The following is a 20,980-nucleotide window of genomic DNA, read 5'->3' on the forward strand; positions in this document are numbered from 1 at the left end:
ACTTGCCAAAATATGGGGCTTTTACAGGGCCGGACACCAGGCGGCCTGCGGCCTGCATTCACGTTCAAACTCAAGGAAAGACGCGTGATACGGGGTCTCATTCTGCTCCGCTTCGTTCGCTCTGTTCCAGATCTTTAGGGCGGCCTGCAGAGTGATCTCCACATCATGATAGTAATAGATGCCCGCCTGAGTATGGGAAACTACGTCCTCAATCAAAAGCCTTGCATCGTGATTTTCAAACAGAACTTCATTCAAATTATTCCTTGTCAGCTTCATCGTATTGATCTTCTCCTTCCTGTCAGGTTTTTGCCTACCAGAACATACGTTCTTTTTTTCTGTTTTTATTGTACCAGAACATACGTTCTTTGTCAACCCTGTTATTCATCTTTGCTAATTTACGTTAAAGCGTCAAAGTTTAACGTATAAAAGCGTTGACAACTTTCACTCTTTCGATTACAATGATGCTTAAGCTATTTCTGAATACTTTTAAAGAGAGGGAACTGATATGATTATTATTATGAAACCCAATGCTTCCGAGGAGGCAGTTGGGAAAATTAAAAACCTGATAGAATCCAAAGGCCTCCAGGCGCATCTTTCCAAAGGAACGGAGGTCACCATCGTAGGCGTTGTCGGCGACAAGACAAAGCTTCAGGGAGCCAACATCGAGATGGCGGAAGGCGTGGATAAGATCGTTCCGGTCACCGAGACGTATAAGCTGGTCAACAAAAAGTTCCATCCCGAGGATTCCGTAATCAGAGTCGGTAATACTCATATCGGACCAGGCAGGCTGACCATGATGGCCGGCCCCTGTGCCATTGAAAACCACGACATGGTGATCGAGACGGCAATTGCGGTAAAGAAGGCCGGTGCGGAGTTTTTAAGAGGCGGTGCCTACAAGCCCAGAACTTCCCCCTATGCGTTTCAGGGACTGGAGGAGGAAGGCCTGCAGTATATGAAGGAAGCCCGGGATGAGACCGGTCTTAATATTGTCTGTGAGGTTACCAGCCTGCGCGCTCTGGAGACGGCGGTAAAGTACGTGGATATGATCCAGATCGGAGCCCGCAACATGCAGAATTTTGAACTGCTCAAGGAGGCCGGCCGCGCCGGTATTCCGGTACTGTTAAAGAGGGGCTTATCCGCAACCATCGACGAATGGCTAAATGCAGCGGAGTACATTGCCTCCGAAGGCAATCCCCACATCGTGCTCTGTGAGCGCGGCATCCGGACCTACGAAACCGCTACCAGAAACACGCTGGACATCAGCGCCGTACCGGTTATCCGAGCCAAGAGCCACCTTCCTATTATCATTGATCCCAGCCACGCAACCGGTGTACGCGCCTATATTGAGCCGATTTCCAAAGCCGCGGTCGCCGTAGGTGCGGACGGCCTGATCGTGGAGGTCCATCCGTGCCCGTCCTGCGCGCTGTCCGACGGCCCGCAGTCGCTTACCTTTGAACAGTTTGAACAGCTGACCGAAAATCTGAAACCGTACGCAGCGCTTGCAGGAAGGAGATTTTAATGACTGATTCCACCATTGCCTTTATCGGGCTTGGTCTCATCGGAGGCTCCATTGCCAGGGGGATCAAGCGTGAAAATCCGGATACAAAGATTATGGCATACATGCGGACCCGTTCCAGGCTCTTAAGCGCCATGGACGAAGGTGTGATTGATGTGATCCTCGATGGGGCAGATGAGCAGTTATCCCAGTGTGATCTCATATTTCTGTGTACCCCTGTGGAATATAACGCCCGCTATCTTGCTGAAATCAAACCATTTTTAAAACCAGGCGCCATCATCACAGACGTGGGAAGCACGAAGACTGACATCCATGAGGAGGTCATCCGGCTTGATATGGAGGACTGCTTCGTGGGAGGCCATCCCATGGCCGGTTCCGAAAAGACAGGATTTGAGAATTCCACGGACCATCTGCTGGAAAATGCCTACTATATCATCACCCCCACCCGCAAGTCTTCCCCGGCTGCAGTGGAACGGCTGATTTCCATCGCCTCGCTGATCGGATCCATCCCCATCGTTCTGGACTATCACGAGCACGATTCCATCACGGCGGCAATCAGCCATCTGCCTCACGTGATTGCTTCCAGCCTGGTGAATCTGGTAAGAGATGCCGATAATCAGGAGGGGCTGATGAAACGGCTGGCTGCCGGCGGTTTTAAGGATATCACCAGAATTGCCTCCTCGTCCCCCGAGATGTGGGAACAGATCTGCATGACAAACCGGGCGCCTCTGGCCGCTGTCCTGGAACAGTATATTGCCTCCTTAAATGAGACGCTTGTAAAGCTGAGGTCCGGTGACAACCAGTATCTCTCCCGGCTGTTTGAGACTTCCAGGGACTACCGGAACTCCATTTCCGAGAGGAACCAGGGTTCTGTCACACCGGAATATTCGTTTACAGTGGACATGGCGGACGAGGTCGGCGCGATCTCCACGCTGTCCGTTATTCTGGCCGCCAAGGGCATCAGCATTAAAAATATCGGTATCAACCATAACAGAGAACACGGGGAAGGTACTCTCAAGATTATTTTCTATGATAAGGAAGCCATGGATATGGCGTGGAAACAGCTGGAGCGCTACCATTACGACCTGATCTCGAATAACTGACTTACGGAGGAACATTATGAAATTTAAAAAGGCAACCCCGCTTAAGGGTGAACTGCAGATCCCCGGCGATAAATCCATTTCCCACAGAAGCGTCATGTTCGGATCGATTGCGAGGGGAACGACGGAGATCAGCCATTTTCTTCAGGGAGCAGACTGTCTCTCCACTATCTCCTGCTTTCAGAAAATGGGCGTAGCCATCGAAAACAACGGGGATTCCGTCATCGTCCGGGGCAACGGCCTCAGAGGCTTAAAAAAGCCGGACTCCATCCTGGACTGCGGCAACAGCGGCACGACCACCCGCCTCATATCCGGTATCCTGTCAGCACAGAATTTTGATGTGACGGTAACCGGCGACGAGTCCATACAGAAGCGCCCCATGAAGCGGATCATCGAACCGCTTTCCATGATGGGGGCTCAGATTGAGAGTCTCCGTCAAAATGGCTGCGCTCCCCTGCACATTACAGGAAAGCCGCTGCATTCCGTCCACTATCATTCCAAAATTCCGTCTGCCCAGGTAAAATCAGCCATTCTTCTGGCCGGACTCTATGCGGACGGCGAGACAAGAGTCATGGAAGATGTTGTATCACGCAACCATTCGGAGCTCATGCTCCGCTCCTTCGGCGCCGATGTGCGGTGGGAAGGCACGACAGCAGTCATCCGGCCGGCGGAGGAACTCTACGGCAGACAGATTACAGTTCCCGGCGATATCTCATCCGCCGCGCCGTTTCTTGCCGCCGGCCTGCTGGTACCGGGTTCTGAAGTGCTGATCCGGCAGGTGGGGATCAATCCCACCAGAGACGGTATTCTCCGCGTCTGCCGGGCCATGGGAGCCGACATAACCCTGATGAATGAGCAGGACGCCTCCGGGGAACCCACTGCCGACATTCTGGTGAAAAGCAGCAGCCTCCACGGCACGGTCATCGAAGGAGCCATCATCCCCACTCTGATCGATGAGCTTCCCATGATCGCGGTGATGGCCTGCTTCGCGGAAGGCACCACCATTATCAAAGATGCGGCGGAATTAAAGGTCAAGGAATCCAACCGTCTCGAAGTCATGGTAAAGAACTTATCCGCCATGGGGGCCGATGTGACCGAAACTGCTGATGGAATGATCATCCACGGCGGCAAACCGCTCCACGGCGCTGTGATCGACAGCCTTTTGGATCACCGTATCGCCATGACCTTTGCCGTCGCAGGGCTCTGCGCGGAGGGGGAGACCGAGATCCTTGGTGCGGAATGTGTCAGGATCTCCTATCCGGACTTTTATGAGGACTTAAACAGGCTGATGCGGTAAATTCCTGCTGCCGGCATACAAAAAGTCTGCAGGGAAGACATTTCTTTCGTCCTTCCTGCAGACTTTCATTTTTAATATTTGTTGAAAAATAATCTTATGATACAAACATTCTTTTTATTCAGGAACCGGCTCTGCCGCCTCTCTCAAAAGCGATTTCACCGCCTCTTTTGCCTCCGTAAACCAGATATCTCCAGGCGCAGCTGACAGAATAAATCCGATTTTTCCCAACAGGGACGTCAGATACCTGACCTCCCCGGCAGGACCCATCTTTAAATATTTCTCCTCACCCCTGCGCTCTAAATGCGCCTGCACACCAAATTTCATGCAGTAATAAACGTCCTGCCTTACTTCCTTCCTGTATGAAGCGGGAACGGATACCTTATCGTTGACCACAATCCCGGTTACCAACTGCCTGGTCCTGCGGGTAAGAATCTTCGTTTTTGACCGGTTCAGTTCAAAGCCCATGGCGCCCAGAAACCCTTTTACCTTTCTGATCACCTCTGCCGCAGAAAAATCTCCGGAAAATGTCATATCGTCACAGTACCGGCTGTACGTAATACTCCTCTCCCTGCACCAGCCGTCCATGTATTCATCGAATGGCTTCATCACAAGATTGGATATGGCGGCCGAAGCCGGCGAGCCCTGGGGCAGACAGTCATTCAGGCAGCACAGAGAGGTTAAGAGCGTCCCTACTGAAGCCGGAAAGTATCTGCTGTTAAATGCGCTGCGATGCACCACTGGAAAGGTGATGCTTCCAAAAAAATCTTTGATATCCAGCTTTAATACCACCATTTTTCCCGTATGGCAGGCCGCATTCTCCCATATGGACGCACCCCTGCGGTAGGCAGCCGCACAGGATGAGAGTTCCAGTCCATCCAGAATATGATGCAGAATATTCCGCTGAATCGCCTTCAGCAGCGGATCCGGCGCCTGAATCTGCCTTACGCCCCCGCCCTTTTTCGGAATCCTCAGGCGGCTGTAATGCTTTTCTGTATGATTGCTCACGGCATACAGGCAGGAAATGACCTTCTCATCGGTCCACTCCTCCCCTTCCAGCAGATGAAAGGACAAAAGCATCTCCCTGCAGTGCTCCGCTGTACAGTATTTCCACAAATCCGGTTCGTGCATAGGCGTTCCTCATCGAAATCGGTAAAATAGACAAAAAGGATATAAGACGGTGGAAACTCATACGAAAAAGGATGCCGTAAGATGCGAAGACGTACAAGCCGCAGGCGTAAGCACATGAAATGTGCAGTTGTACTTCGGAGCAGATTACGGTCTTATGACCTTAACTTGTGAACTTCCGGACAACGACTCGCTGCCCGGCCGGAGCCTCTAAGCAATACTGGAAATGCTATGAATCTCCGCCGTCCTATGTTCCTTTATTCTAGCACAGAAAAAAAACTGTCGCAACACCTGCGTCCGGATATTTTCTCATTCCACAGCAGATTCCGCTGCCCGCCCGGTGTTTTCGTTACCCGGACCGTTCCGCGATCACTCCGCTTCTATCTCCTCCAATTTCCGATACACCCTCAGTATCTCTCCCATACTCCAGGCCTGTGCAAAGCAGCCTCTGGATACGGCCGGATAAAGCCCGTCATAAATCTCCGCCAGATGGCCGGCGCAGCCCTCTCGCAGCATTTCTCTGACCGGGCCAAGCTGTTCCCTCACTTTTTTCGCAGCCTCTTTGGAATCGTCATGAACTTTTAAGTAAGCCAGATAGTAGGCTCCTAACGGGAATGTCCAGACAGTTCCCTGATGGTAAGCCATATCGCGATTTACTACGCTGCCGCCGTATTCGGCGCAGAATTCCCCGTCTTTGCCGCTTAAAGACCGCAGCCCATAAGGCGTATATAAATGCTCATAGACCGTATCCACTATACGACGTTCCTTCTCCCGGTCCAGAATCGGAAATGGCTGCGATACCGCCCATATCTGATTACAGCGAATCTGTCTGTCCGGGTGATGCTCCGCGGAATTCGAGATCACATCCTTTAAACAGCCTTCGTTCTCGAGCCAGAATTCCCGCACAAAGCTGTTTTTCACCGTTTCTGCCAGGTCGGTAAACACCTTCCCTGACCCTGAAAAGAGAGCGGCAAAATGTCCGGCTATCATCAGGGCGCTGTGCCACTGTGCATTTATCTCCACCGCTTTGCCATGCCTGGGAGTGGGCAGAAACCCGTTGATTCTCACATCCATCCAGGTCACCTGCTCCAGGCCGCCGCCTGCCGAAATCAAACCGTCCCGGTCCATACAGATATGATAATCCGTCCCCTTTCGATACCAGTCGATGATTTCAAGGATCACCGGATACGCCGCCTTTTCGATAAAATCGAGATCGCCTCCCGCCTGATAGTACTCGTAGACGCTTCCGATAAAGAGAAGCGATGCATCGGCAGTGTTGTATTCCGGTTCTCCGTCTCCCTCAGGAAAAACGTTCGGCATCAGTCCCCGGCGTCTGTATTGGATGAACGTGCTGAGAATGCTTTTCGCAGTCTCCATCTGACCGGTCACGATACAGAGTCCCGGCAGGGCAATCATGGTATCGCGCCCCCAGTCTCCAAAGAACGGATAGCCGGCAATCACACTCTTACCACCTGTCGACTGCCGGTTTACCACGTACTGGCTGCAGTTTCTGGCTATCAGCCGTGCCTCCGCATCACGGAAACCGGAATTCTCTTCCAGTTCCTGCTACCGCTTACTCTCCTGCGCCATCATCTCCTCACACCGCGTTCTGCCAATCTCTCCGGCAGTATAGATTATCTCTCCGTATGCCAAAGAATGAGGCGGAACCCGGTACCGGATGAGATGGTTGCGATAGGCACCTCCGACGGCCGGCCTTCCGTCTCTGGCATCATACTCAAAGTAGAGATCGTCTATATACTGCTGCGTCTGCTCCACAATCTCCCCATCCGTCCAGAAGTTTAGATTCAGCACTCCGTCGCTGATGCGGCCGGCTGCCTTCACAGCTGACAGGGTAAACTGCCGGCCCGGCATGCACTTTTCTCCCTTCTCGACGAACTGGAACAGGGGAACCACCTCCAGCAGGGCCTCTCTTTTCGTGCGGTTTTCTATCTCATAGCGGATTCCAACCGTATTCTCCTGCTGCGGCATGACTACAGTTTTCTTAATCTCCACGCCGCGCACCCGGTACGTATATACCGGAATATACTCCATACAGAAGGCGTCCAAATAGCGAAATCCCTCCGTATTCTCACAATAGCCCGCATACTGCTGGCTGCCTAATGAAAAGCAGCTGCCTCCCGTCATAAGCGTCTCATCCACTCTCGTCACCATATGATACCGAAGGTTCGGCGCCTGCAATGCCGCCATCAAAAGGGCGTGGTCGCCCCGCGTATTGGAGCCTATGACGGTCTGGGAGGAATACCCTCCAAGACCGTTTGTCAAAAGGCTGCACTGCTCCTGCCCCCGATCAAATCCTGTGAAGCTGTTTCTTCCATATTCCAGTCTCATATTCACCCAACTTCTTACCAGTTATTTACTTCATTACATCTTTATAGAAAATCTGCACTACCTTTGCCTCCATGGTAACGTGTCTTCCCGTTCCGCCTTCAAACAGCCGTACCAGTTCCAGGAAAGCGGTCGATGAAATCTTCTTAAAATCCTGTTTTAACGTATACATGGGAGTTCTCATATATCCCATCAGCGTGATGCCGTCATACCCGGACACCGGCCGTCTCACTCCCATCTCCTCCAGGGCGCAGGCCGCTCCTATGGCCATCAGATCCGAGGCGCAGACGATAACATCCGCTTCTCTTCCTCTTGCAAACGTGATCTCCCTGGCCTTTTTCTCACTGTAGTCCGCATACTCCACGATCAGTTCCAGATTCCTCTCTTCCTTCAGCCGTCTCATGGCAGCCAGCCTGGCATCCGTCATATAACCATCCGGCCCGCAGGCGATATACAGCACTGTGCTGCCTGTTCCGCTCTCCACTGCCTTTTTTGCCACCTCATACTGTCCCTTATAGTGATCTACCGAAACAGAAGAGATCATCTGGCTGACAATCGGTGAATCCACCACTACTGCTTTGAATTCCTTTGACATGATGACATTGTAGAGCTTCACATTCTCACGGGCAAGACTGTAGACGATAATTCCTGTTATGCCCTGGCTCTTTAAATAACGGATCATATCGTCGCCGCTCATGTGTGCAAACTGGGAGGTAAAAAAAGTGACTGCCTCCATCTGATACTCCCCCGCCTTCTCAAACGCACCAAACAGATAAAGAATATCGATCTCATCCACTGCCTGCTTATAATAAGTCATGTCAACGATCAGCCCCACCCGGTGGAAATTCTTTTTGGACAGAGAGATCGCCGCAGCGTTGGGAACGTAATTCAGTGCCCGGACTGCCTGTTCCACCTTTCTTCTGGTCTGATCGCTGACCGAGTCGTATTGGTTTAAGACCTTGGACACCGTAGATTTGGAGACTCCGGCCATTCTGGCTATATCATTAATCGATGTCATACCCACACTCCGGCTCTTACTCGCTGGCCACCAGACTGTTCCACTCCTCCATCGCCTTTTTCGCTGCTTCCGCAGGCTCTAACTGCCCGTCGAATACAAGCGCCAGTGCCTTTTCGGAAATGGAGTAATAGTAATCCATGCGGTCGATGTTGGGCACCGGGAACGCTGTTTCAAACTGTCTGGAGAATACGGATAAATCCCTGTCTTCCAAAAGCTTTGGCACCGCGCTGATATCCTTTAAGGCCGTCGTCTTATAATTGGTGTCATACAAAATAATGGCGCCCGGTTCCGATGCCATATATTCCGCCAGCAGCATGGCCGCATGAGGATAGTCTGTATAAGCCGACACATGAGCCACCTTGAGCCCGGCAAACGGGGTTGGAGTCCTGCCGTTTAGAGTGGGCATGGTCATGACGCCGAAATTAACGCCCGCATTTCTAAAATCCACGATATTCCATGGGCCGCCCAGGATATAGGCCGTCTTCCCCTGTTTGAACTGCTCATTGACAAACTCTCCCTTTAAATCCTGGGATTCCACCGGAAGAATCTTCTTTAACTCCTGGTAGAATTCAAGTCCCTTTTCAAACTCCGGCGAGTCAAATCCCGGTTCATCCCTGTCCGTTCCGCTTTCCCCAAACAGCTTATAACCGTATGTAGTCAGAAAACCGTACGCTGAGTAACCGTTGGCGGCATCCATCATAAAGGCAAACTGGTTTTTCGCCGGATCATTGAACGTCTCTGCAAATTCCATGATCTCCTCAAAGGTGCCCGCAGGTTCGTCCCCTACAATATCTTTGTTATAGAAAAAGCTGTTGGCTTCCACAGATACCGGAGCTCCGTACAGCTTGCCGCCCTGGGAAGCACTCTTAATCGCGGCATCGGAGAGTTCGCTTAACAGCCGGTCCCTGACATCGCCTTCAAACGCCATAACCATGCCGGAAGAGATGGCGCTTCCCAGACGGTTGTGGGAAATCATAAACACATCCGCGCCGCTTCCTGCGGGTCCGTCAAGTTCCATCTTCGTCCTGGCATCCGTAAAGCCCACCTCCTCGGCCGTCACGGTCACACCTGGGTACGCCTCCATAAAGCCTTTGGCAATCGCTTCGCCGTAAGCCTGTTTGTCCGTCCATAAGAGAAGCTTTGCGCCCTCCTCCGGAATGATTTTACCGGAAACATCTTCCGGATCAGCCTCCGCGGCCGAATTCTGTACCGCCTCCGGCGGCAGTTCCTTGCTGCAGCCGCAGAGTGCCGAGGCGGCCATAATGGATGCCAGTAACAGAGAACATAATTTTCTTTTCTTCATATTGTTTCCTCCCTTTTGTATCGTTTGATAATATGAACGGGTATCCTTCTTCCATCTTCTGATTCTGCTGCCCTTACTCCTTATTTGCACCGGCGCTGACCCCCTGCACGATATATTTCTGGAAAATGATGTAGATCATGGAAATCGGTACCGCCACCAGCACCGCTCCCGCCGCAAACATCGTAAAATTGGTACTCTCCTGCTCATTGATCATCGCATACAGGCCCACAGCCAGAGTCCTGTTCTCATTCCTGGAAAGGAGCAGATTCGGCAGGATGTAGTCCATCCACGGCGTCATGAACTGCGTCACCGTCACATAGGTAATAATCGGCATTGACAACGGAAGCGTCACGTGAAAGAGGGCGCGGAACTTAGAACAGCCGTCGATATAGGCCGCCTCATCCAGTGACCGCGATACTCCGTCTAAGTAACCCTTCACCAGCCACACATTGTACGGAATCGCGCCTGCGGAATAGATGATCACCAGCGCCACCGGCTTATTTAACAGGCCGAAGGTCAAAAACAGGACGTAGATCGCCGTCATGGACAGAAACGACGGGAACATGGACAGAAGGAGGAGAGTCATAAGCCCCGCCTTCTTCCCTCTGAAGCGGAATCTGGACATGACCCACGCCGTGATCATGACGATGGTAACAGAGACCGCCGAATTGACGACGGCGATCTTCAGCGTATTGGCAAACCAGCTTCCATACTTCGTTTCCCGGAAAAGCCTGGCGTAATTGGCTAACGTCCATTTCTCCGGAATCAGTGTGGCGCTGGCCAGGCTGGAGCTGTTATTAAAGGATGATGAGACAATCCAGACGATGGGGATTAAAACGAGCAGCGATACGATGATCAGTTCCAGATGAAGCAGTGCTGCCACGAATACTTTTTTAAACTTTGCCATAGAAACCAGGCTCCTTTCGTATCTTCCTTATACCTCTTTAAATGCGCTGGTCCGTCTGAAATTCCAGAAGGCCACGCTTCCGACCACCAGGAAGATTAAGATGCTCATGACGGCTGCCATGCTGTACATCTGATTATCCAGGGTCAGCTTGTAGATCCAGGAGATCAGGATGTCCGTATCTCCCGCAAACTGGTAATTGGGGTTGGCGGGTCCGCCCTGGGTCAGGAAAAATACCGCGCCGAAGTTATTGAAATTACCTGAAAAATTCATAACGAGCAGCGGTGCTGTCACCCGCAAAAGATGGGGAAGCGTCAGAAACCGGAACTGCTTCATCGCGGAGGCCCCGTCGATTCTGGCCGCCTCATACATCCCCGGGTCCATATTGGAAAGAACGCCGGAGATCATAACCATGCTGGCTCCAAACCCCAGCCAGAGATTGACCAGGATTACGGTAATCTTTGCAAGCACCGGATCGGTCAGGAACGGAATTCTCGCTGAGATCCAGCCCATATCCAGAAGAAACTGGTTCAGCGGACCGAACTGCCCGTTAAAAATATTGCGGAACACCAGAAGACAGATCATTCCCGGCATGGCCCATGGCAGAATCATGATAGTCCGGAACACCTTCTTAAACTTCACGCATTCGTTGTTTAAAATGACCGCCTGGAGCATTCCGAAGCAGTAGCAGGAAAGCGTGGACGCCACCGTCCAAATGACAGTCCAGCCCAGAACGCCGAAGAAGGTACTGGACCAGACCGGCACGTGAAAAAGCTTGTAAAAGTTGTCGAAACCTACCCAGTCGATCAGATTGGCCGGAGGCAGATTCCCCTTCGAGTAGTTGGTAAACGCCGTCAGCACAGAGAATATCATCGGCATTACCGTAATGAACAGTATAAGAACAGCCACCGGAGCCAGCACGATATACACAAATTTCTCCTGATAAAGCTTCTTAAAGTAATTGGCTGATCCCTGATAGATCCCGGTCTCGTCTATCTCCCTTCCGGAACGCCACGCATCCCGCAGGTTCCATACGTATATCCCCAGGAACAGAAGCAGCAGAAGCCCTACGATCACGCCGCTGATCATAAGCATCATGGAATGATCGCCCGTCTTAGCCCCCGGCCTCTCTCCCAGTGTAACGAGTCCCCAGACTCCTCTCGTGAAAAAGCCGCCGCAGAGACGCAGTTCAAACACCGGTATCTTTCCCGTCAGCCACTCAAGCCAGTATCCGGTCTGCAGTTCGATTCCAATCACAAGCGCCTGAACGAAAAAAAACAGAATTCCCTTCACATGCTGCCTGCATATGAAAAACTGGCCGCTTCCCCAAATAAAAATTGATAATAAAAGAGATTTTCTTGATTTCACAATGCCCTCCCTGCCACAGCTGATGCCATAGTTCAATTATGAATCCTGCACGGCATGATGCCTTACAGGTTATTACGGAAACCGGTTTTCATAAGTATTTTATACCGCTATACAGAGTATTTGTCAACACAATATAGAGTAAATTATCCATTTCATAAATTTTCTTACTAAATACTTGATTTATTTTGTTGAAATATTATAATAGATAACAGCATTCGTTCTTCCTTTCACTGCGATACATTTGCATTACGGAAACCGGTTTCTGTAAACAGAACAAAAAAGAAAGGACGATTTACCAATGAAAAAAGTAAATTACCATACTCACACCAGACTCTGCCGCCATGCAGGCGGCGCTGCCGAAGATTATGCTGCTGCGGCATGGCAAAACAGCCTCGATGTGCTGGGCTTCAGCGACCATGCACCATTTCCCGACGGCCGTTTTGGGCTGCGCATGCAGTATGATGAGCTGGAACCCTATATACGGGATCTAAACCGGCTTAAGACGGAGTATCAGGGGCGGGTCTCCATCTGTTCCGGCCTGGAGATCGAGTACTGCCCTGACAGTCTGGAGTATTACGAGAGCCTGCTTAAGCCGGGGCGGCTGGATTATCTGCTTCTCGGCCAGCACTTCTACACCGCGGCAGGCGCGCTGCCGGTGAATATCTATGAGCTGGAGGAGAAAGGCGGCACAGCCGCTTACATCGACTACGCCCTTTCAATCAGAGAGGGCTTGGCGACCGGCTTCTTCAAGGTACTGGCCCATCCGGATGTGATCTTTATCAACGATCTTGCCTGGGATGAGAACTGCAGCCGGGCATGTGAAATCATCGTCGAAGCAGCACAGGTGTCCGGCGCCGTCTTAGAGCTGAACGCCAACGGAATCCGCCGCGGAATGAGGGAATACTGTGACGGTGTGCGTTATCCCTATCCGCACAAACGCTTCTGGGAACACGTGTCCGGCACCCGGATTCCGGTCATAGTAAGCTCCGACTGCCATAACCCTGATGTGCTGTGGGATTCCTGTATGGAAGAAGGATACCGGCTCGGCAGGGAATGGGGGCTTCTCCTCACGGATGAAATTTAGCGCCAGACAGCAGCGCGGCCCTGCACGAAGGGATTTTGATATCACAGATGCACTTTACTGTGATATCAAAAAAAGCCCGGGAGCGTCCGGAATCAGATATTTTCTGATCCTGGACGCTCCCGGGCTCTCCGGTTTACGTCTGAACGTGTTATTCCGCAACGGCCTTCTTCACCATCACAAAATAAAGGATGATTCCCACACCCGTCAAAATATGGCCGATGCCGGCGATTCCCGAAATGGAGGCATCCATGGCACGGCTTAATTCCAGGCCGCGCACCTGTGCAATGCCCCTGACAATCAGCATCACCACCGTTACCGCAACTCCCGCGTTATAGATCCCAAAGAACAGGCCAAACCGCTTCTGCTCCGTCACCGCCGCATGAAACTCAAACAGGGCGGCCACAAGGAACACGATCATTCCCAGCAGGAATAAGTGCGTGTGCACGAAGGCCAGCGTCGTCCTTCCGGAAAACCCGTTAAACTTCGTAAATTCACGGTAGAATACGCCTCCCGCCATAGCCAGCAGCGCATATACAAACGCGGTGTTTATCAGCTTTAATACCGCTTTCTTTTTTCTGTCATTTGTCATATTACCTCTCCTTTCTCTGTCCCGTCTGTTTCATCTCCCGGTATCCCATAACCACGATCCACACGTAGGCGCAGGTTTTGGGGATCATAAGCGCACCAACCGCCGGGATGGTGTCCGCCCAAAGCACAACCGGAATATAGAATCCGAAGCTGAGCGTAATCGCCAGCCACATAAAGCCAAAGCCCGAATCCGCCGTCTCCTTTGCCTTCCGGTAAAAGAGGACTATCATCAGAAGTCCCAGAACCGCAAACGGAATATTGCGGTAAATGCCCCAGGAGAGCGGCGCGCTGGCGCTTAACCAGTCATTGCCCGGCATGAAGCACAGGAATATCCTTACAATGGCCAGCCCCCATACAGCGGCGGTCAGGCCGTTCTTTCCCTCCACGCGGTACCGCATCTTCCATATGTAGTACAGAATTACATAAAATACGGTCATGGTCACAGAGGTTACCAGTTTTCCAAATCCAAGTGCCGCAGCGTGATTCGCCAATCCGTCAGTACAGAGGGCGTAAGCGCGGGGCACTAAGTGAAATGCGTCTCCGCATCCTAAAACCACCGCCATGATTCCAAACAGCTTTATCTGCTTTCTCTCCCCCGCTCCTGCGATCATACGCACGCCCAGCGCAATCACCGTGCATAAATATACAATATCAAAAATTGTCTCCATTACTGCCTGCATCGTCATACTTCCTTTCCTGTGTCCGCATCTGTCTTATAGATCAGACGCCTCATAATCTCTTCAAAATAAGCCGGATCCTCCTGATTTTTCAGGAGAAAAACCATATTGGAGAAGGCGAAGGATACGAACTTCCGGGGTGTAAAGGTCTCGTTCCAGACCTCCGGCGCCACCCTGCTGTCGCGCTCCAGAATACGGAGCAGCCCTTCCTTCATATGTCCTAAATAAAATGCCTCCAGCTCTCTCCCTCTCTTCTGATCCGTCTGGCTGAGCACCTCCATCTCCTGTAAAAACTCTTCGCGAAAGCTTTCCAGATTTTCGTGCAGGCGGAAATAGATATCGTGGATACTTCCGATAAAATCACCGCTCTCTGTGTCAAAATGGCTGCCGTGAAACACATTACGCCAGAAATCCTCCATAACCGCCCCAACTAAATCCCCTTTGGAAGGATAATAATTATAGACCGTACCGATCGCGATGCCGCTCTCCGAGGCCAGGCGGCGGATATTCAGATTGCCAATTCCCTCCCTGCCCGCAATCTCTTTCGCAATCGCAAGCAGCTCTTCTTTTGATGTTGCCGATTTCTTCATATAGGACCTCCTTCAATATGAACATTGTTCATTATACTCTGTAACTGTCATTTTGTCAAATAGTTCTGCCTTAATTTTTCTTGACATCCACTCTTCTTTCCGATAGAATGTAATGAAAGTAAGTACTTGCATGGAGGTGGAATACATGGATGATACCAGCCAGAGAATCGTGGACGCAGCCATGGGGCTGATCCGTGACAAGGGATATGTCGCCACTACCACAAAAGACATTGCGAAGCAGGCGGGCGTCAACGAATGTACGCTTTTCCGAAAGTTTTCCGGAAAGAAGGACATCGTTCTGGCAGGCATTGACCAGGAAAAGTGGCGGGCGGACGTCACCCCCCTGGCTTTTGAAAACGTCACCTGGGACTTGAGAAGCGATTTAGAGATGTTCATGAATGCGTACATGGACCGGATAACCCCGGATTTCGTCAACCTTTCCATCGGCTTGCGCGCTCCCCAGATCTACGAGGAAACGGCCCCGTTCATCATGATGATTCCGAAGGCCTTTGTCTCCTCTCTCATCCGGTATTTTGAACAGATGGAGGAGAAGGGGAAGCTGAGTCACGGAAACTATGAATCCTGGGCCATGACGATTTTCTCCGCAACCTTCGGTTATACGTTTCTGAAAGCGTCTTTCGACGACAGCCTGTCCAAACTCTCACGTCACGATTACGTCAGGGACAGCGTCACAGTCTTTCTGGAAGGAATCGGCAGGCGGGAAGCTCCCGAACAGTGAAGAAATCATATACGGTACCGCCATAAAACCGCGGTACCAATTTTACCGCTTATATGACAGCAAGTACTTGCATTCATTATTTTAAGAAGGAGGTATTGATCATGCAAATCACAGGCGCACAGCTTTTTGTAAAAGCACTGAAGGAAGAAGGCGTCGAAGTCCTGTTTGGCTATCCCGGCGGACAGGCCATTGACTTATTCGACGCACTTTACGGGGAAACAGGCATCCGTCTCATCCTCCCCCGCCACGAACAGGGACTGGTTCACGCCGCCGACGGCTATGCCCGCTCCACCGGCAGGCCCGGGGTCTGTCTCGTGACCAGCGGCCCAGGCGCGGCCAACTTGGTGACTGGCATCGCAACGGCCAATTACGACAGCGTCCCCCTCGTCTGTTTCACAGGCCAGGTCCCCACCAGCCTGATCGGCAACGACGCCTTTCAGGAGGTCGATATTACAGGCATCACCAGGAGTATCTGCAAATATTCAGTAACCGTCCGGACAAGAGAACGTTTAGGGAAAATTATCAAAAAGGCGTTCCACATCGCCACGACCGGAAGGCCCGGCCCCGTGCTGGTGGATCTGCCCAAAGACATTCAGAAAGAATACGGGAGCTGCTGCTATCCCGACCATGTGAACCTCCGGGGATACCGGCCAGGTTTCGCCGTACACGGCGGCCAGATAAAAAAGGCCCTAGAGCTCTTAAATCAGGCAAAGCGGCCCCTCTTCCTGGTGGGCGGCGGCGTCAATATCGCCCGCGCGGAAGAAGCCATGACACGGCTTGCCGAACGTACCGGCGTTCCTGTCGTGACTACGATCATGGGAAAGGGCGCCATCCCCTCCACGCATCCGCTGTATGCGGGCAGTATCGGGATTCACGGAAGCTTTGCCGCCAACTCGGCGGTCAGCAGCTGCGATGTCCTCTTCTCCATCGGCACCCGCTTCAATGACCGCATCACCGGAAAGAACGGGGAATTTGCGAAACATGCGTCCATTATCCACGTGGACATTGATCCCGCTTCTATTTCCAGAACTATCGCCGTCGATATTCCCATCGTCGCCGACGCCGGTGCCGCCATTCAGGCGCTCCTGGAAAAAGCTGTGCCTCTGGACACAGACGAGTGGAGGAAGCAGATCGATGGCTGGAAAGAAAACCATCCCATCACCATGAAGCAGGAAGGACTGACCGCGGAATCCGTTATCCGGTGTATCAACCGGCTGGAAGGCCCGCTCCTCGTCGCTACAGATGTCGGACAGAACCAGCTGTGGGCAGCCCAGTTTCTGGAGCTGGACAAGGACCGGCGGCTTCTGACCTCCGGCGGACTTGGCACCATGGGATACGGCCTCCCTGCCGCTCTCGGCGCGAAAATCGGGAACCCGGATAAGACGGTGGTGCTCATCACCGGGGACGGTGGATTGCAGATGAATATGCAGGAAATGGCCACAGCCGTGGTCTGCGGGCTCCCCGTGATCATCTGCGTCCTTAACAACGGCTGGCTGGGCAACGTGCGCCAGTGGCAGGAGATGTTTTTTGAACACCGCTATTCCGCCACCTGCCTGCGCCGGAGATACAGCTGCCCCGCAGTCTGTATGGAGCCCGGACCGGACTGTCCGCCGTACACGCCGGATTTCATCAAGCTGGCTGAAAGCTTTGGAATTACAGGGATCAGAGTCACGAAGGCAGAGGAGATTCAGCCGGCTCTTCAGGCCGCAGAAGCCAGCAAAGACGCGCCGGTTCTGATCGAATTTTTAATCGCCTGGGATGACAACGTGCTGCCCATCGTACCGCCGGGCAGTCCGATCGACCACATGATCCTGGAGAATGAGAGGGGAAGATAACGATGAAAAAGCGTTGGATTAATCTGTATGTAGAAAATGAACCCGGTGTCCTGGCCTTAATTGCCGGCCTCTTTTCCGGGAAATCCTATAATCTGGAAAGTCTGACCGTGGGACCGGCCGAGGATGAGACGGTCTCCCGCATGACCATCGGGCTGACCGGCGACGATCAGACCTTTGAGCAGATAAAAAAACAGCTCGCCCGGCGTGTGGAGGTCATCAAGGTCGTAGACCTTACGGAGACCGCCGCACACTGCGAGGAGCTGATGTTTTTAAGAATTCATGATTGTTCGGAGGAGGAGATCCGGGAGCTTTTTCGCATGGCCTCCGTCTTTCACGCCAGAGTCATCGACTACTCCCCGTCTTCCATTCTTTTGAAAAGTGTACGGCCGGAGGAGGAAAACACGCTTCTCATCAAACGGATGCAGAAACGGTTCCCAAACCGGATTTACGCGATCCGCGGAGGCAGCGTCGCCATACCGGCTCTCAGCCCTATGGATTAGCGCGGATCTGCACTAACGTTGAACTGCTTATGCATTGGACCCCGCGCCCGGCTTCGGACCTCTTTTTCCTTTTTCGGCGTTCCCTTCTTCCCGATATGGAGGGAGGCGACCGCCAGGCCGCTGACCACGAGGAAGCCATAGAAGCTGATGCCCCGGCTCAACACCATGACGGGGAGGAGCTGGGATGAGCTTAAGAAACCGCCAAACATCACCAGGAAGCCGCTCTCCGACGCCCCCACCGCCCCGGGCAGCGGAACGGCCGACACAGCAAGACTGACGATGGACTGAAGCATAATAAAGTTAACCAGGCCTACACTGCCCAGGCCAAGGGCCAGACAGGCACAGTAGGAGGCCATATACAGGAAGGTGAGCTGGCAGAAGGTAAGCACCGCCGTCTTCACCGCAGCCATCGGATATTTCCGCAGATAAGCGCCGCCCTGGCTGTACTCTTCGATCATGGAACCGGCTTTTTGCGCGGCCTTTTCCCCGTCAAAGGAAGGAATATGGTTAAACAGGCGGAGAACTCTGTATACCAGCCGCTCCACAAGCGGCCTGCAAAACAGAATCAGCAGGATAAACGCCACGGAAATCCCGTTTGCCAGAATCCCAAAACAGATTAAGAGCTTAAGGGCCAGCGGCAGTCCCATCAGATAAGAAAACTTAGCGGCACCCATCACTGCGCCGTAAGTCAGCGCTGCCAGCTGATACATGGCCGTAATCGTCAGCAGTGCGAATGAACTTCTCGCCGCGCTCATCCCGTCTCGGATCATATAGTAAAGCTGCATGGGCTGGCCGCCTGTGGAGGAGGGAGTGATCGAGCTGAAATAAAAGCCGGCAAATGAATACTGCATGGCTCTCTTCCAGGGCACACTTCCTCCCCACGTCCCGGCCAGAAGCCTGATCACAGCCGCCTCACAGCCGACAAACAGAACCATGAGAAAAAGCCCCAGCAGTACAAAACGCAAGTCCGCGTTCTTTAAAACCGCCCACAGGGTTCCCATGGAATGGTCCCTTAACAGTATGTAGCATGTCACTCCCGCCAGCAGCACCATGGCCGCCATGCAGAGAAGTGAATTTTTCCATTTCATGGTTTTCTGCTCCAAAACGATTCTTCCTTTCTATTTTCTGCAAACGGTTATCCGGAAACCGATTCCGAGGGGAGTATAAACCGATACCCCGCCTCTTTTAACGCGGGTATCACATACGCAAGCGCTTCCAGCGTCTTCTCCGGAGCTCCGGGTGCGCCTCCCGTGCGTCTTCCTCCGTCATGGAGACAGAGGATGGACCCATCCTTTACACGGCTTAAGCACTTCTTACGGATCGAGCCCACCGTGGCTTCCCGCTCCCAGTCTTCGGCCATCACATCCCACAGAACCATCTTCATCCCGTATTTCCTCACAAAGTGCCAGGAAAACAGATTCGTAAGCCCCCAGGGCGGACGGTACCAGATGTCGGAGATGCCTTTTCTCTTCATAAATTCGCAGCCGGTGCGAAAATCTTTTTTCGTATGCAGATATCCTCTCACCATGGCGTTCTGGTGGTCCATGGAATGAAAGCCAACCACATGGCCTTCTGACAGCATGCGGTCAATCAGCGCTTCCTCTTTTACCGCCTCTCTGGTCACCACAAAGAAAGCCGCCTTCACCTCCTCTTTCTTCAAAAGGTCGAGGAGCCGCCCGGTATACTCCGGATCGGGACCGTCGTCAAAGGTGAGCATCACCGTACCGGGAACTCCGGTTCTTCGCAGTACCGCCGGATTTCTGTGTTTATGATACAGGGCCGGGATCACGGAATGCACCGTAAATCCACCGGCCAGCAGTCCGAAGCCCGCAGCCAGTCTGCTCCAGTTCTTCCTCAGCCCGTACATAATGCGCCCTCCGGTCCTTCGATCAGAGCGAGGACCTGGCCGATCACGGTCTGGTCGTACTCTCTCTTTAAACGGTTTACATTTGCCTTCATGGCGTCCAGAAGCGTGTCATCCTGAACGATCTTGCTAATCTCACGGACACAGTCCATGGGATTTTTCTCCAGTATCATTCCGATACCGCGGCCCACGATAAAGCCTGTGTTGTTGATCTCCTGCTGGAGAAACGGTTCAAATACCAGCAGGGGCGTTCCCGCGTGTATCGTCTCAAACAGGGTGATTCCGCCCGGCTTCGAGATCACCACATCGGCCTCCTGCATATAGCGGTACACCTCATTGGTATATCCAATCACCTCGATATTCTCGTATTTCCCGTGAAGCTTTTTGTAGATTTCCTGATTTTTCCCTGTGATCACCGTAACCCTGATGTGGCCGGAGTCGTTGAGTTCCTCGTAGAATTCATTGCTCTCAGGCAGGATTCCGAGACCGCCTCCCATGATCAGGATGTGCTTCTTCCCATCCGTCTCTCCCGGCCGCTCTGATCCGTAGTCGAATTCCGGTCTTACCGGAATTCCATAGACGTAAATCTTCGTTTCCTCTACGCCCTTTTCCATCAGCTTCGTCCGCACCATACGGTCGGGAACGAGGTAACAGTCTGTGGCGCCGTTGATCCACTCGGAATGGCTGCTGATGTCCGTAATGCACGTAATCAGAGGCATTCTGCTGCCCGTGACCGCCTTATACCAGGACATAATCTGGGAACAGAGGGGCAGCGTTGAGATGACCGCATCCGGCTGTTCCTCCTCCAGCAGATTTTTTATTTTCTTTAAAAACCACGGAAGAAAAACCGGTTTTAAATCCGGCCCCTTGCGTTCCATATGATTATAGTATTTATTATACGTTCCGCTGCAGTGGGTAACCATGACGCCAAAGGCGTGATAAACCTTATCGGAATAATAAGGCATTGCGTACTCAAAAATATCGCGGATCACGATATCAGCCTCAGGATTCACCCTCGAAACACGCTCTGCCAGCGAAAAAGCGGCAGAATAATGGCCCATACCAAATTTTCCAGTCAAAAAAAGAAGCTTCATATCCGCACCTCATTTCATTCTTCTTTATCCTG

At 52.3% G+C, this 20,980-nt stretch carries 21 protein-coding genes; 7 read left to right on the forward strand and 14 right to left on the reverse strand.

What is annotated here, in order from left to right; genetic code table 11:
- Nucleotides 1-21: 21 nt before the first annotated feature.
- The gene (locus NE473_RS05790) at nucleotides 22-276 is read right to left on the reverse strand and encodes a hypothetical protein (protein ID WP_022032032.1); all 255 of its coding nucleotides are present in this window, start codon (nucleotides 274-276) and stop codon (nucleotides 22-24) included.
- A gap of 229 nt (nucleotides 277-505) precedes the next feature.
- Here NE473_RS05790 and aroF point away from each other — a divergent pair, with 229 nt between their 5' ends.
- The 3 genes from aroF to aroA are packed head-to-tail and all read left to right on the forward strand — an operon-like array spanning nucleotide 506 to nucleotide 3,913.
- Entirely contained in the window at nucleotides 506-1,519 is a 1,014-nt protein-coding gene (gene aroF, locus NE473_RS05795; RefSeq protein WP_022032031.1) for a 3-deoxy-7-phosphoheptulonate synthase, read from the forward strand.
- On the forward strand, nucleotides 1,519-2,619 hold the full coding sequence (locus tag NE473_RS05800; RefSeq protein ID WP_006775365.1) for a prephenate dehydrogenase: 1,101 nt from the start codon (nucleotides 1,519-1,521) through the stop codon (nucleotides 2,617-2,619). The genes aroF and NE473_RS05800 overlap by 1 nt, the downstream gene beginning before the upstream one ends.
- A gap of 16 nt (nucleotides 2,620-2,635) precedes the next feature.
- A complete protein-coding gene (aroA, locus tag NE473_RS05805) occupies nucleotides 2,636-3,913 on the forward strand; it encodes a 3-phosphoshikimate 1-carboxyvinyltransferase (RefSeq protein ID WP_055649737.1) in 1,278 nt (425 codons plus the stop codon).
- Nucleotides 3,914-4,027: 114 nt separating this feature from the next.
- Here the strand turns inward: aroA and NE473_RS05810 are convergent, their stop codons facing one another.
- The 7 genes from NE473_RS05810 to NE473_RS05835 all read right to left on the reverse strand — a co-directional run bounded on the left by NE473_RS05810 (nucleotide 4,028) and on the right by NE473_RS05835 (nucleotide 11,977).
- A complete protein-coding gene (locus NE473_RS05810; RefSeq protein ID WP_055649738.1) occupies nucleotides 4,028-5,041 on the reverse strand; it encodes a reverse transcriptase family protein in 1,014 nt (337 codons plus the stop codon).
- A 366-nt stretch (nucleotides 5,042-5,407) separates the two neighbouring features.
- On the reverse strand, nucleotides 5,408-6,532 hold the full coding sequence (locus NE473_RS32785; RefSeq protein WP_341465591.1) for an amylo-alpha-1,6-glucosidase: 1,125 nt from the start codon (nucleotides 6,530-6,532) through the stop codon (nucleotides 5,408-5,410).
- Nucleotides 6,533-6,604: 72 nt separating this feature from the next.
- Complete coding sequence (locus NE473_RS32790) at nucleotides 6,605-7,387, reverse strand: glycogen debranching enzyme N-terminal domain-containing protein (RefSeq protein ID WP_341465592.1); 783 nt, start codon at nucleotides 7,385-7,387, stop codon at nucleotides 6,605-6,607.
- Between the two features lie 25 nt (nucleotides 7,388-7,412).
- A complete protein-coding gene (locus NE473_RS05820; protein WP_006777359.1) occupies nucleotides 7,413-8,402 on the reverse strand; it encodes a LacI family DNA-binding transcriptional regulator in 990 nt (329 codons plus the stop codon).
- A gap of 16 nt (nucleotides 8,403-8,418) precedes the next feature.
- On the reverse strand, nucleotides 8,419-9,705 hold the full coding sequence (locus NE473_RS05825) for a sugar ABC transporter substrate-binding protein (RefSeq protein ID WP_055649739.1): 1,287 nt from the start codon (nucleotides 9,703-9,705) through the stop codon (nucleotides 8,419-8,421).
- A gap of 73 nt (nucleotides 9,706-9,778) precedes the next feature.
- Entirely contained in the window at nucleotides 9,779-10,612 is an 834-nt protein-coding gene (locus NE473_RS05830; protein WP_006776254.1) for a sugar ABC transporter permease, read from the reverse strand.
- A 27-nt stretch (nucleotides 10,613-10,639) separates the two neighbouring features.
- Nucleotides 10,640-11,977 (reverse strand): carbohydrate ABC transporter permease, encoded by a 1,338-nt coding sequence (locus NE473_RS05835; RefSeq protein WP_242866096.1) that lies wholly within the window; start codon nucleotides 11,975-11,977, stop codon nucleotides 10,640-10,642.
- A 298-nt stretch (nucleotides 11,978-12,275) separates the two neighbouring features.
- Here NE473_RS05835 and NE473_RS05840 point away from each other — a divergent pair, with 298 nt between their 5' ends.
- Nucleotides 12,276-13,061, forward strand: a complete 786-nt coding sequence (locus tag NE473_RS05840) for a histidinol-phosphatase (RefSeq protein WP_055649740.1) — start codon at nucleotides 12,276-12,278, stop codon at nucleotides 13,059-13,061.
- Nucleotides 13,062-13,209: 148 nt separating this feature from the next.
- On the opposite strand, the gene NE473_RS05845 is transcribed toward NE473_RS05840, so the two are convergent.
- Genes NE473_RS05845 through NE473_RS05855 form a run of 3 tightly spaced genes read right to left on the reverse strand, consistent with a single transcriptional unit; the run spans nucleotide 13,210 to nucleotide 14,916 of the window.
- Complete coding sequence (locus tag NE473_RS05845) at nucleotides 13,210-13,650, reverse strand: DUF2871 domain-containing protein (RefSeq protein ID WP_055649741.1); 441 nt, start codon at nucleotides 13,648-13,650, stop codon at nucleotides 13,210-13,212.
- Between the two features lies 1 nt (nucleotide 13,651).
- On the reverse strand, nucleotides 13,652-14,329 hold the full coding sequence (locus NE473_RS05850; protein ID WP_055649742.1) for a hypothetical protein: 678 nt from the start codon (nucleotides 14,327-14,329) through the stop codon (nucleotides 13,652-13,654).
- A gap of 2 nt (nucleotides 14,330-14,331) precedes the next feature.
- Nucleotides 14,332-14,916 carry a TetR/AcrR family transcriptional regulator gene (locus tag NE473_RS05855; protein WP_006776259.1) on the reverse strand — a complete coding sequence of 195 codons (585 nt, stop codon included), beginning with the start codon at nucleotides 14,914-14,916 and terminating at the stop codon, nucleotides 14,332-14,334.
- Between the two features lie 145 nt (nucleotides 14,917-15,061).
- On the opposite strand from NE473_RS05855, the gene NE473_RS05860 reads away from it, so the two are divergent.
- From NE473_RS05860 to ilvN, 3 genes are all read left to right on the forward strand, one after another.
- Entirely contained in the window at nucleotides 15,062-15,655 is a 594-nt protein-coding gene (locus tag NE473_RS05860) for a TetR/AcrR family transcriptional regulator (RefSeq protein ID WP_022032021.1), read from the forward strand.
- A 101-nt stretch (nucleotides 15,656-15,756) separates the two neighbouring features.
- Nucleotides 15,757-17,490: a biosynthetic-type acetolactate synthase large subunit gene (gene ilvB / locus NE473_RS05865; protein ID WP_055649743.1), complete on the forward strand. Its 1,734-nt coding sequence runs from the start codon at nucleotides 15,757-15,759 to the stop codon at nucleotides 17,488-17,490.
- 2 nt (nucleotides 17,491-17,492) lie between these two features.
- A complete protein-coding gene (ilvN, locus tag NE473_RS05870; RefSeq protein WP_006776263.1) occupies nucleotides 17,493-17,990 on the forward strand; it encodes an acetolactate synthase small subunit in 498 nt (165 codons plus the stop codon).
- Here ilvN and NE473_RS05875 read toward each other — a convergent pair.
- From NE473_RS05875 to NE473_RS05885, 3 genes are read right to left on the reverse strand one after another with little or no spacing between them, the layout of a single operon-like run.
- Nucleotides 17,987-19,078 carry a lysylphosphatidylglycerol synthase transmembrane domain-containing protein gene (locus NE473_RS05875; RefSeq protein WP_155521578.1) on the reverse strand — a complete coding sequence of 364 codons (1,092 nt, stop codon included), beginning with the start codon at nucleotides 19,076-19,078 and terminating at the stop codon, nucleotides 17,987-17,989. The genes ilvN and NE473_RS05875 overlap by 4 nt on opposite strands.
- Nucleotides 19,079-19,125: 47 nt before the next feature.
- On the reverse strand, nucleotides 19,126-19,857 hold the full coding sequence (locus NE473_RS05880; RefSeq protein ID WP_006776265.1) for a polysaccharide deacetylase family protein: 732 nt from the start codon (nucleotides 19,855-19,857) through the stop codon (nucleotides 19,126-19,128).
- Nucleotides 19,845-20,948, reverse strand: a complete 1,104-nt coding sequence (locus NE473_RS05885; RefSeq protein WP_022032018.1) for an MGDG synthase family glycosyltransferase — start codon at nucleotides 20,946-20,948, stop codon at nucleotides 19,845-19,847. The genes NE473_RS05880 and NE473_RS05885 overlap by 13 nt, the downstream gene beginning before the upstream one ends.
- Nucleotides 20,949-20,980: the final 32 nt, after the last annotated feature.

It is taken from the genome of Hungatella sp. SL.1.14, assembly GCF_024460495.1.
GTDB classification, from domain to species: Bacteria; Bacillota; Clostridia; order Lachnospirales; family Lachnospiraceae; genus Hungatella; species Hungatella hathewayi.